This window comes from Aerococcus sp. Group 1, assembly GCF_000193205.1.
In the GTDB taxonomy this organism is placed as follows: Bacteria; Bacillota; Bacilli; order Lactobacillales; family Aerococcaceae; genus Aerococcus; species Aerococcus urinae_A.
The window spans coordinates 1,187,688-1,200,377 of the sequence record NC_015278.1 but is presented as its reverse complement, the minus strand read 5'-3'; the positions used below and the strand labels follow the sequence as shown (position 1 = coordinate 1,200,377).

The window sequence follows — 12,690 nt, the reverse complement described above, 5'->3', positions numbered from 1 at the left end:
CTAGGGCAGGATTAATCCCTAGTTTAATTTTCCCTTTTTGTTTTTTGAGATCATATCAAATTCACTTAGCATATCGAGGTCGATTTCATGCTTTCTGCGCAAATGGTCTAAATAACGTTCACCGGCATAAGTAATTTGAACCGAACGCGGTAAACGGGTGAAAAATTCTAATCCATACTCACCTTCTAAACGACTTAACATTTTACTTAAATAGGGTTGAGAGACATAGAGCTTTTCTGCAGCAGCAGTGATATTACCTTCGGCAACAATTGTTTCCATGAGTACTAAGGGTGTTATGTTAGACATTTTTAGAAACCTCCAAATAGTCAGTGCATGCTTAACGGTGAGTATAGTATAGCATAATTTACCATCTATAACAATATAGTTATTGATAGCGCTTTCATCTATTATTTCTATTTTCATTTCTTTTCCGATATAATAAGCATGTAAGAGAAATGGTTTGTAGTTACTTAGCTTGTTATAACTATAAATTAATACATTAGCTATTTCAAAGGAGGAAGATCGAATGTTTAACGATCAAGTTGTTGTAGTTACTGGCGCAGGCCAAGGTATTGGTGCTGAAATCGCTAAAGAATTCGCTCAAGATGGTGCTCAAGTAGTTATTGTGGATTTCAATGAAGAAACTGCACAAAAGACAGCAGAAGCCATTAATGAAAATAATGGTAAAGCAGTTGCTTATCAAGCAGATGTATCTGATTTCGACCGTGCTGAGGAAATTATTGCAGATGTTGTTGAAAAATACGGTAAAGTTGATGTCTTAATCAACAATGCTGGTATTACCCGTGATGCTTCATTGAAGAAAATGACAAAAGAACAATGGGATCAAGTTATTGCAACTAACTTAACAGGTGTATTTAACTATTCTAAAGCAGCATTTATTCGCATGACTGCCGCAGGGTACGGACGTATTGTTAACGCTTCTTCCTTAGCAGGGGTTGAAGGTAACTTCGGTCAAACCAACTATTCCGCTTCAAAAGCAGGTATTATTGGTATGACTAAGACAATCGCTCGTGAAGGTGCTGCTAAAGGTGTTACCGTTAATGCCGTTGCACCAGGTTTCATTGAAACCCCAATGACCGATGCTATTCCAGAAGAAATCAAACAAAATATGATTGATGGTATTCCAGTAAAACGTATTGGTTATCCAAAAGACATTGCCAATGCAATGAAATTCTTAGCTTCACCAGATTCAGGTTATATCACTGGTCAATTACTACAAGTTAACGGTGGTATGAACATGTAATGTCGCTCGCTGCATAAAAATTAAAGGAACGGTTAACCGTTCCTTTAATCATGTTTTTTACAGCAAGGAGAAAATATATGGAAATTCTTGGCGTAATCGGTATATTTCTTGCGATTATCGCAATTATTTATTTATCAGTTAGAGGATTAAACATTGTTATTGCTGCTCCTCTAGCCACATTAATTGTTATTCTAACCAACCAAATGGACATCTTTGGGTCATTAATTGGTGATGCACCTTCTTATATGACCGGTCTTGCAGGTTTCTTAATTAAAAACTTTGCGATTTTCCTATTAGGTGCAGTTCTGGCTCAATATATGGAAAAAAGTAATGCAACAGTTTCTATCGCTAACTGGGTATTGGCCAAAGTTGGTTTAGATAATCCCTTTATTGTGTTAGTAGCTTTTGCTGGTATTGCAGCAATATTAACTTATGGGGGGATTAGCTTATTTGTGGTTATGTTTGCCTTAGTCCCATTAGCTCGACCAATCTTTAAAAAGTTAAATGTGAATTGGTCCTTATTACCTATTCCGCTATTCTTGGGAATGGCAACCGTAACTATGTCTATGCTGCCAGGGACACCTTCAGTTCAAAACGCGGTACCAACGACTTACTTAGGGACTACTTTAACAGCAGCTCCTGTGTTGAGTATGATTGGTGTTATTACAGTGGTTGCTTTTGGGCTGACCTACTTAAAGTTTCAATTAAATCGGAGTCTAGCTAAGGGAGAAACTTTCTATTCCTATTTAGGTGAAGGGGAATCAGTTGGAGAAGAAGCTGACCTTGACGCTGAAACAGATGAAGAAAATATTCCTCCAATTTTATTAGCTATTTTACCATTGATTACTTTAGTAGCGATTATTTTAATCTTCAGTGATGTGCCGAATATTATTTTGATTGCTTTAACTGTGGGTATCTTATTAAGTGCCTTCTTATATCGGAAATATTTACCAAAACAAACTTCACTATTGAATGATGGAGCTAATAGTGCTGTACCATCAGCCTTTGCTACTTCAAGCTCAGTAGCTTTTGGGTCAGTATTAACCAGTGCTCCTGGCTTCAGTGTGGTTCAAGATGCGATTATGTCTATCCCGGGTAACCCTTTAATTGGACTATCTGTAGCAACTGCTTTACTTGGCGGGATTACAGGTTCTAGTTCCGGGGCTCTGGGGATCGTTATGCAAAACTTTGCACCAACTTATTTAGAGATGGGAATTGCGCCTGAATTGATTCACCGTATTGCAGTTGTTGCATCAGCTGTGATTACAGTGGTTCCTCATTCGGGAGTGACAATCACCTTTAACAACTTGACTGGCTTAAGTTTAAAAAATGCTTTCATGCATCAGTTTATAATGGTTAATGGTGGTCACTTGCTTGCCTTGATCGCTATGTTAATTGCTTCAACAATTTTATATTAAGAAAAGAAATGTATTTAAAGAAATGTATTTATAGAAAAGGAGAGAGATAAATGGGTAAAAAGAAACCAGTTATTTCAAGACGTGAAGCAGCTGATTTAATTAAAGATAACGATCTATTAGCTACTTGTACTTTCGGTTTAGGGGGCCTACCTGAAGACTTACTAGTAGGGGTTAAAGAACGTTACGAAGAAGAACAACATCCCAAAGATATCACTTTCATGTGGTCATGTGGTATTGGTAACAACAAACCTGGCCGTGGTGCTGACCACTTATTAGCAGATGGTTTGGTAAAACGTATCATTGCTGGTCACGTTGGTTCTTCACCTGGTATGGTTGATAAGGTGGTTAATAACGAAGTTGAAGCCTATTTATTACCACAAGGTGTATTTACTCAACTTTATCGCGCTATTGCTGGTAACAAACCTTTCTTAACTAAAGTTGGTTTACAAACCTATGTTGACCCTCGTTTAGAAGGGGCTAAAGCAACTGAAAAAACCACTGAAGAACTTATTGAATTAGCGGAATTTGGTGGCGAAGAATGGTTGAAATATCCAGATTTTGATATTGATGTTGCCTTCATCCGTGGATCATTTGCTGATGAAAAAGGAAACATGAACGTTGAAGATGAGACCTGTATTCTTGAACAACTTGAATTAGCAATGGCTACCAAGAAAAAAGGTGGTACCGTTATTGCTCAAGTAAAACAAATTGTTGAAAACAACTCTCTAGATCCTAAGAGTATTGTGGTACCAGGCGGTTTAATTGACTATATTGTGGTAGCTGACCCTGAATATCACTACCAAACTATGGGAACCTACTACAGCCCAGAACTAGCTGGAAAAATCAATGTTCCAGTGGACAGCGTTAAACCAGCTCCACTTTCATCACGTAAAGTCATTGGGCGTCGTGCAGCTATGGAATTACAACCTGATTCTGTGATTAACTTAGGTATCGGTACGCCTGACATGGTGGCTTCTGTTGCCCAAGAAGAAGGCGTTGCTGACGAATATGTGACAACTCTAGAGATGGGTATCTGGGGTGGTAGTGCTGCTGGTGGCTTGGACTTTGGTGCTTCACGTAATGCTGATGCTTCCATTGCTATGGCTAACCAATTTGACTTCTACGATGGTAACGGTTTAGACCTTTCTGTATTAGGAATTGGACAAATTGACCAATATGGTAACAATAACGTTACAAAATTTGGACCTAAAGTTCCTGGCCCAGGTGGATTCATCAATATTTCTCAAAACACTAAGAACCTTGTCTTTGTAGGTACTTTAACTGTTGGTGGTAAGTCACACATCGAAGACGGTAAATTAGTCATTGATGAACAAGGTCGTGGACCTAAATTCTTGAAAGAAGTTGAACAAGTAAGTTTCTCTGGTAAATATGCTCAAGAAAATGACCAAAATATCTTATACGTCACTGAACGTGCTGTCTTTGACTTACATGAAGGTAAAGTTCGTTTAATTGAAATTGCACCAGGAATTGACCTCCAAAAAGATGTTCTCGACCAAATGGAATTTGAACCTGAAATTGCCGAAGACTTGAAAGAAATGAATCCTGATATCTTTAAAGAAGAATGGGGCGGCCTTAAAGAAATTATTGATGCAAAATCTAAAAAATAATTAGATATGTTGTATAATAAAGGCCTTGAAATTAAAGGAGGATTTAGTGAATGTTAAAAGCTAAAAATGAAGAAGTTGTTTTTGTTGGTGCCGCACGGACTCCTGTTGGTGCTTACCTAGGCGACTTAAAGACTGTACCAGTTGATGAATTAGGGGTAATTTCTCTTACAGAAGCTGCTAAACGTGCTGGTGTTGCCGTTGAAGATATTGAAGAAGTTATTGTTGGTCATGTCACTGGATCACAAACGACCAATAATTTAGGTAACATTATCGGGATTGATGCAGGAGTAAAAAATACTGCAACAGGTATGACTATTAACCGTATCTGTGGATCAGGTATTCAATCCGCTGTATCAGCCGCACAAGAATTACTATTCTCCAACAAAAGTATTATTGCTGCTGGTGGGGTAGAATCTTTATCACGTGCGCCTTTCTATCTACCAGAATCCGCTCGTTATGAGGGATTAAAGGGAGGCAATAAACCTTTAATTGATGCTAACTTAGCTGGCCATAGCTCTGCTTCTGGTAAAGATTCTGGTGTTAACCACATGGGGAACACTGCAGAAAATGTTGCTCGTAAATACGGAATTACTCGTGAACGCGCTGACCAATTTGCAGTAGAATCCCAACGTAAAGCTGCAGAAGCTATTGAAAACGGACGTTTTGCTCAAGAAATTATTCCGGTAGAAGTTAAAGGACGTAAGGGGAAAGTTAACGTCGTAGAAAAAGACGGTCATCCACGTCCAGGAACATCGATGGAATCATTAGCTAAATTACGCCCAGCTTTTGAAAAAGATGGTATTGTTACTGCAGGTAATGCTTCTGGATTAAATGACGGTGGTGCTTTTGAAATTATGACCACTAAATCAGTTGCTGAAGAACGTGGCTTAGAAATCATGGCTCGCGTTGTGGATTATCAAATCGCAGGTTGTGATCCAGCCTACATGGGCTTAGGACCAGTTCAAGCTATTAAAGATATTCTTGCTCGTCAAGAAATGGATCTTAAAGAAGATATTGATGTACTAGAAATTAATGAAGCCTTTGCGGCTCAAACCATTGGTTGCTTAATTGAACTTGGTATTGAAGAAGATACTGACTTCTACAAGAATCATTTCAACCCACATGGTGGTGCAGTTGCTTTAGGGCACCCATTAGGCATGTCTGGTGCACGTATCATTACATCTCTATTGTATGAATTCAAGAACCATCCAGAATACCGTTACGCGATTGCTTCAGCATGTATCGGTGGTGGACAAGGTATTGCTCTCTTACTTGAAAATGGGTATTACCAAGGCTAATTTTAATCATTAGCTTAAAATATAACTCCTAGGGACTTTTCCTAGGAGTTTTTGTTATTTGTAGGACCTAAATATTAGTAAGGACAGACTTCAACATATGCGTTAAGGCTGGATATTCTATTCACTTTTACGTCGGTATGGTATAATGAATTAATTCAAAGAAGTTAATTATTTATAAAAAGTGGGTGAATTTATGCGTTGGAGTATACCAACAAAAATGATTGAGGAAGGTAGGCAGCTAGTTAACCAGGACCGTGTGCTAAAAGTGATTCCTAATGAAAATGAAGCTATTTGGCGCGCAGAAGTTCTTGACGATGAAAAATACATCGTTATTTTAGATGGAACTGGTAAAGAAGAAGATATTTGTCGTTGTATCACTTGGCAACAAAAATCTTACTGCCCACATACTGTTGCAGTGGAATTGTTTTTACGTGACCATGATGTGGTTCGTGCCATGGCATATTCAAAAAAACCTCTATTTCATTATGTAGTGACCCCCAAAAGTTGGACTAAGAATTCAACTTTTGGGGGTTATTTTTATGTCTAAATATTCATTAGAATTTAAACTGAATTTAGTAGGAGACTATATTGCGAAAAAAGGAAGTTATCGAACCTTAGCTAATAAAGCAGGAATAGATCCTTCTATTTTACGAAGGTGGGTTAATAACTATTATGAATTTGGTGTAGATGGTTTAAAGAAAAGGCGGACTCAACAGGTTTATACTGTTGAATTCAAATTAAATGCGATAGAATTGTATGAAAGTACGGAAATGAGTTATCGCGAATTGGCCAATTCATTAAACATGAATAATCCAAGTCTAATCGCTAATTGGCGAAGAGCTTATCATGAAAGAGGACTTGATGGCCTTTCCGCGAGGAAAGGAAGGCCACCTAAAGTGTCTAAAAAGAAATCACAAATCAATCAAATAAAGGATAGCAGCGAAACCAATCAGTTAAGTGAAGCAAAAATAAAGGAACTTGAACAACGGATTACGGATTTAGAAATTGAGAACAAATTTTTAAAAGGATTGAGGAGACGTGTGGCTCAAAGAGTCAAGCGAGAAAAGAAGAAATAGTGACCGAAATCACACGTCTCCATGATGAAAAATATGCTTTAAAAGATATTCTTAGCGTTTTAAAGTTTCCTAAATCGACCTACTTTTATTGGAAAATAAAGATGAGGAAATTGATAAGGATGCCGATTTAAAAGAGGAAATGAAAGACATCAGAGAAACCCATAAGGATTATGGTTATCGAAGAATGCGAGCTGAACTGCTTTCCCGTGGTTATAAGGTCAGTAAAAACAAAGTTCAACGCCTAATGAAAATTATGGGGATACAGGTCACTAGCTATACTAGAAAGACAAGAAAATATAATTCCTACAAAGGAACGATTGGAGAGATAGCGCCAAATCGTATCAACCGGCGGTTTGATTCGACCATTCCTTATCAAAAAATAACAACAGACACAACAGAATTTAAATACTACTATGCCGATGATTCTGGGAATTATCAAACTGGAAAACTCTATTTAGATCCTTACATGGATCTATTTAATCGAGAAATTATTTCTTTTAAGATAACACATCAGCCTAATGGACAAAGCATGTTGGAGGGGCTACAAGCTGCCATTGAAGCAAGTAAATTATGTCCATACAGAAGAACCTTTCATTCTGATCAGGGCTGGGCCTATCAAATGAAAAGTTACACCCGGCTCTTGAAGGATCACCGAATTTTTCAAAGTATGTCTCGTAAAGGAAATTGCTTAGATAATTCGCCAATGGAGAATTTCTTTAGTCTACTAAAACAAGAAGTCTACTATGGTCGGACTTATCATTCCTTTGAAGAATTAGCACAAGCGATTGAAGATTTTATAATCTATTACAATGGTGAAAGAATCAAAGAAAAATTAGATTTTAGGAGTCCTATAGAATTTCGTCTTCATCACGCTTCTTTCGCCGCTTAATGATTACACATAAACTTTAAACTTATCAAGAGCCGCTACGCTCTTCCTCTTGACAAGTTTAAATTTCTGAGTAAATGTGTCGGCAAGAAATAAGCAAGAACTGTAAGCAACAAAAAAGAGCTGGCCAAAGGCCAACTCACTATATATAAAGTCCAACTTATTGGGGTCACCATATTATCCAGAAAATGTGATGGACCAGCATCCATCAATTGATAAATTACTTACTTCCTACCGTGAAAGAATGGATTACAAGCTCAGTGACCAGGATCAAGTCAAGACCTATCGTTTAAAGGTTCAATTCGAAATTTACGATATGACTGGACTCCAATATCAATTATCGAGCGAAAGACTCTTTTATTTAAGGCTAAAAGTCGGCTATGATCAACTTTACTATGTTCAAGATTTTACGGATTTTTATCGACAACTTTTAAATGCGGGCTCATATAGGCTCTCCAACCGCCACGATAAAGCGGTCTGGCTCATTAAAGAAGCCTTTAATGCTGATACTTATGACTTGCTTTACCAATTAGCCTTGATTAAGGAAAATAACAATCACCGCCTAGAAGCAGGATTAAATATTTCGACATCTCACCAAAGCCCTCAACGAGATTTCTTATCTCAGAAACAATTGTCCATGTTGATAGATTTTTTTCAAGCGCACAGTGAATCAAATCAAGATGGCGACAACATCCAATTTTATCTCGATGATGACTTAGTTGAGCTTAACTTTTATCAAGACAAACGGCCAGTCTTACTTGAACTCCAGCACAAGGATGGAAATTACCTAGTGATCATGAATCCTAGGATGCGCTTATATAAGTTCTACCAAATGATCTTCGATGGCTACAATCTCTATAAAATTGAAGCTGACCAAAGTTATTTTGATGATTTAGAATTGTTGCAAGGGACATTTGCTGACCATAGCTACCAGTGGCAGCTTAGTGCGGATGAGGTTGAAGAGTTTATTTCTTGTTTTGGCTACCAAATTCTTGCTCATGGTCTTATCAATAATATTGTATTGTTAAGTTTTGCTTCAGGAATGGGCCCATTGAAAGTAGAGATAGCCCTAGATGTCAGTGATCGTCTCTTACAAGCTAATTTAATCTATCATTATGGCCAGTACCAGTTATCTGATACTCCAGGAGAAAATATTTTGCCAGAAAAGGGCATTATCTTAAGAGATATTAAGGGCGAAATTCAATCCGAGCAACAACTTATCAAATTAGCTTTTGAAAAATCAGATAATCAATTTATTAGTCAATTTGATAATTTTAATCAAACCATGGAAGCTTTAAACGATTGTCAGAAATTCTTTCCTGATGAATGGATGGTGACTTATAGTCAACAATTAGAGGAATGGCAAAATAACGATAAGCAATTAAAAGTAGAAACTGGTAAAAATGAAGAGAATCGCTTCTTAACGATTAATTTCACCCTGGATGATGTTGATGACGATGAAGTCAATGAAATTTTAAAAGCTATCGAGCAAAACGACCAATACCTGCAGTTAGATAGTGGAAAAATTATTGATTTGAAGAAAATCATTACTCCTCAACAGAATAAGATGTTAAAGCAGCTGCGTTCTGGCAATACGCATTGGGAAAATGGAGGGCAAGTTCCTGCCTATCAGAGTCTAAAATATGCAGACGCTTTAGGCCAGGCAGTAGATTTTGAACAATTCTACCAAGATATCATCCACCCAGCTCGGTCAGATTACCAAAGCAATCCAGGCTTAAAAACTGAATTAGCCCCTTATCAGAAATATGCTGTTCAGTGGTTAGGCCAATTGGCTAAATATAACCTAGGTGGACTATTAGCCGATGAAATGGGACTAGGGAAAACTGTTCAAACAGTGGCTTTCCTGTTGGACTATTTTGATAAATTACCTCAAGCCAATGTACTCATTTTAGCGCCAGCTTCTGTTATTTATAATTGGAAATATGAAATTCAACGCTTTGCTCCAGAGGTGAAGGTTGTGGTATTAGATGGTAGTGTTGAGGAAAGAGAAAAAATCCGCAAGGAAAATCCCAAGGCCATCTGGATTTGTTCCTACCATTCCTATCGTAATGACCAAGAAGCCTACCACCAAGAATATTTTGATGTTTTGATTTTAGATGAAGCCCAAGCACTCAAGAATGAACGTACGGTTTTATACCAATCAGTTGTTAACCAGGACAGCGGCATGCGGATTGGCTTATCAGGGACTCCTTTAGAGAATAATTTAAATGAGTTTTGGGCTTTGATGCAAATGATTTTACCAGGTCTATTACCACAGAAGAAAGAATTTCAAGCCATGTCCATTGAAAACATTCGTAAATTGGTTAGCCCCTTTGTCTTACGTCGAACCAAACAGGAAGTTCAATTGGAATTGCCTGATAAGTCTGTACATAATCGCTATGCTAGCTTAGAATCAAATCAAAAGGCGGTTTATCTTGCTTACTTGGAAGATATCCGCGATCGCCTAAAAGATAATGATGTCAATGGTTCTCACAAACACATGGAAATGCTTGCTGCCATCACCCGCTTGAGACAAATTTGCTGCCATCCAGCTTTAGTTAATTCTGACTACCAAGGAACGAGTGGAAAATTTGAATATTTCAAGCGGATGTTAGAACGGGCCTTAAGTAATCATCGTAGAATATTGGTCTTTTCACAATTTACATCGATGCTAGCGATCATGCAGGATTATTTAGACCAAGAAGCGATTAACTATTTTATTATTGAAGGAAAAACCAATAAAGAAAAACGTCAAGATCAAGTCAACCGCTTCAACCAAGGTGAAGGCTCTGTCTTTTTAATCTCCCTAAGAGCTGGCGGGGTGGGAATTAATCTGACCGGTGCGGATACTGTCTTCCTTTATGATCTGTGGTGGAATCCCTCTGTTGAAGAACAAGCTATCGGCAGGGCCCACCGAATCGGTCAGACCAAAGATGTTGAGGTTTACCGATTCATTACAGAAGGAACGATTGAAGAGCGCATTGCTGAATTACAAGAAGAAAAACGCCATCTTTTCGATGAACTCTTCCAAGATGAGGAAATGGGAGAAAGTTCCCACTTAACTATGGATGACTTACGCTTTATTTTAGATATGCCTGCAAGTTAAAAGTGAAACGTCAAGTATAAAATAGAGGAGGTAGATGATGAATATCAAAGGACTGTTAAAAGCGCTTTTAGGTGTTTTCTTTGCCCTACTAATTGTCATTTCAGGAGCATTTCTTTATCAAGAATTAAAGCATTCTAAGGATGGTCAAAGCTGGGAGTTTAGCTTAAAGCCTAAGAATAATTCTTCAAAAACAAGTAGTGCGCGCATTTTTTGTAATGGGGACCTACTTTATCACGATATCGTTTATTGGTCTGCTGAGCAGGGGGATGGGACTTATGATTTTAATAATAACTTCCGTTACCTTAAAGATTGGTTGGACCAGGGAGATTTGGTGATTGGAGATTACGAAGGCACCATCACACCAGGACGTGAGTTAACCGGTTATCCAATGTTTAATGCCCCAGTGGAAGTCGCTTCAGCTATAAAAAATGCTGGTTATGATGTGATGGCCTTAGCAAATAATCATATTTTGGATATGGGGTTAGAAGGAGTTGCTTCAACACAAAAAGCCTTTAATGATTTAGGGATCGATACTATCGGAGTTTATACCAAGGCACCACGCTCCACTGATCAACTCTTGATTAAAGAGGTTAATGGCATTAAAATAGCCATTTTAAATTATGCATATGGCTACAATGGTATGGAACAAAATCTGTCCAAAAAAGAATATGAGGCTTCCATGAGTGACCTTGATGAAGAAAAAATGAAGGAAGAAATTAACTTTGCTGAGCAAAATGCGGATATAACCATTGTTATGCCGCATATGGGTATTGAGTACCAGTTACAACCTAATGAAGAACAGAAAGCTCTCTATCATAAGATGATTGACTGGGGAGCTGATCTCGTCTTTGGGGGCCATCCTCATGTTATTCAACCAAGTGAAGTGGTCAACCACAATGGTGAAAATAAGTTTATTATTTATTCCATGGGGAATTTCTTATCTAATCAACGGATCGAAACTGTTGACAACCCTTGGACGGAAAGAGGGGTGCTGATGGATGTTAGCTTGACTAAGCAGGGAGACACCACCAAGATTGAAACTATTCAAGCCCATCCTACCTGGGTTAATCGTACACCCAATGGAAAAAGAGGGCACGGCTTCGATCTATATGACTACACTGTTTATGTCTTAGAAGATTGGGTTCAAGGCGGGAAGTATTATGGTCAATTAGATCATGCGACTCAAGCTAGAGTGGATCGCGCTTACCAAGAAACGCTTGACCATGTCAATTTGCAATGGCCTAAGGAATGAAAAGGAAGATAAATGTCTGAACGCGAAAAAATGAAAGCTGGTCAATGGTACGATGCTAATTATGATGAGGAACTATTAGCTATGCGGCAAAAGGCCCAAGGCTTAGCAAAGAAATATAATGATTGTCTATCCGAAGATCCTCAGCAAAAGGGGGCCTTTTTACGGCAATTGTTTGCTCATTTCGGGGATAAGTCTCAATTACTGGCTCCTTTTTATGTTGACTATGGGACTAATGTAAGTATCGGAGATGATTGCTTTATTAATTATTCTGCTTACTTCATGGACGGGGCCCCTATTACTATAGGAGACCACTGTTTTATTGGGCCCTTTTGTGGTTTCTATACAGCACAGCACCACCTACAAATCAAAAAGCGTAACCAGGGACTTGAGCGGGCTTTACCGATCAAGGTTGGTGCAAACTGCTGGCTCGGAGCTAATGTTTCCGTGATGCCTGGCGTAAGTATTGGTTCTGGCGCAGTGATTGGAGCTGGCAGCGTGGTAACCAAGGATATTCCGGACAATGCCTTAGCAGTGGGAGTGCCGGCAAAGCTTGTTCGCTATATTAATCAGGACGAGGAACTAGATGATTAAATAGAAAATGCCATTATAGCCTTGTATTCTATTCGTAAATGATATATAATAGCCCAGTATGTGTTTAACATATATTGATTTCACACTACGTGGATTGAAACGCCAGGTGCTCTAGCATGAGTAGCGTTTCTTGGAAGCGTAGGCGGAAAAATAACCAAATGGAGGTAATAG

General features: G+C 38.3%; 9 protein-coding genes and 1 pseudogene. 9 read left to right on the top strand and 1 reads right to left on the bottom strand.

Features of this window, described 5'->3' with window-relative positions:
• Positions 1 to 18: 18 nt before the first annotated feature.
• The gene (locus HMPREF9243_RS05535) at positions 19 to 306 is read right to left on the bottom strand and encodes a LysR family transcriptional regulator (RefSeq protein ID WP_041706114.1); all 288 of its coding nucleotides are present in this window, start codon (positions 304 to 306) and stop codon (positions 19 to 21) included.
• 220 nt (positions 307 to 526) lie between these two features.
• Here HMPREF9243_RS05535 and fabG point away from each other — a divergent pair, with 220 nt between their 5' ends.
• The 9 genes and pseudogenes from fabG (at position 527) to HMPREF9243_RS05485 (ending at position 12,519) form a co-directional block, all read left to right on the top strand.
• Positions 527 to 1,264, top strand: a complete 738-nt coding sequence (gene fabG / locus HMPREF9243_RS05530) for a 3-oxoacyl-ACP reductase FabG (protein WP_013669418.1) — start codon at positions 527 to 529, stop codon at positions 1,262 to 1,264.
• A gap of 77 nt (positions 1,265 to 1,341) precedes the next feature.
• Complete coding sequence (locus tag HMPREF9243_RS05525; protein ID WP_013668869.1) at positions 1,342 to 2,682, top strand: GntP family permease; 1,341 nt, start codon at positions 1,342 to 1,344, stop codon at positions 2,680 to 2,682.
• Positions 2,683 to 2,732: 50 nt separating this feature from the next.
• Positions 2,733 to 4,310 (top strand): acyl CoA:acetate/3-ketoacid CoA transferase, encoded by a 1,578-nt coding sequence (locus HMPREF9243_RS05520; protein ID WP_013669534.1) that lies wholly within the window; start codon positions 2,733 to 2,735, stop codon positions 4,308 to 4,310.
• Positions 4,311 to 4,360: 50 nt separating this feature from the next.
• The gene (locus HMPREF9243_RS05515) at positions 4,361 to 5,608 is read left to right on the top strand and encodes a thiolase family protein (RefSeq protein ID WP_013669880.1); all 1,248 of its coding nucleotides are present in this window, start codon (positions 4,361 to 4,363) and stop codon (positions 5,606 to 5,608) included.
• 193 nt (positions 5,609 to 5,801) lie between these two features.
• Complete coding sequence (locus HMPREF9243_RS05510) at positions 5,802 to 6,155, top strand: hypothetical protein (RefSeq protein WP_155811985.1); 354 nt, start codon at positions 5,802 to 5,804, stop codon at positions 6,153 to 6,155.
• Positions 6,148 to 7,573, top strand: a pseudogene (locus tag HMPREF9243_RS11025) (IS3 family transposase). Before HMPREF9243_RS05510 ends, HMPREF9243_RS11025 begins: the two are co-directional and overlap by 8 nt.
• A gap of 160 nt (positions 7,574 to 7,733) precedes the next feature.
• Positions 7,734 to 10,676, top strand: a complete 2,943-nt coding sequence (locus tag HMPREF9243_RS05495) for a DEAD/DEAH box helicase (RefSeq protein ID WP_155811984.1) — start codon at positions 7,734 to 7,736, stop codon at positions 10,674 to 10,676.
• A 37-nt stretch (positions 10,677 to 10,713) separates the two neighbouring features.
• A complete protein-coding gene (locus tag HMPREF9243_RS05490; protein ID WP_013669440.1) occupies positions 10,714 to 11,928 on the top strand; it encodes a CapA family protein in 1,215 nt (404 codons plus the stop codon).
• A 12-nt stretch (positions 11,929 to 11,940) separates the two neighbouring features.
• A complete protein-coding gene (locus HMPREF9243_RS05485; RefSeq protein WP_013668870.1) occupies positions 11,941 to 12,519 on the top strand; it encodes a sugar O-acetyltransferase in 579 nt (192 codons plus the stop codon).
• The last annotated feature ends 171 nt before the right edge of the window (positions 12,520 to 12,690 follow it).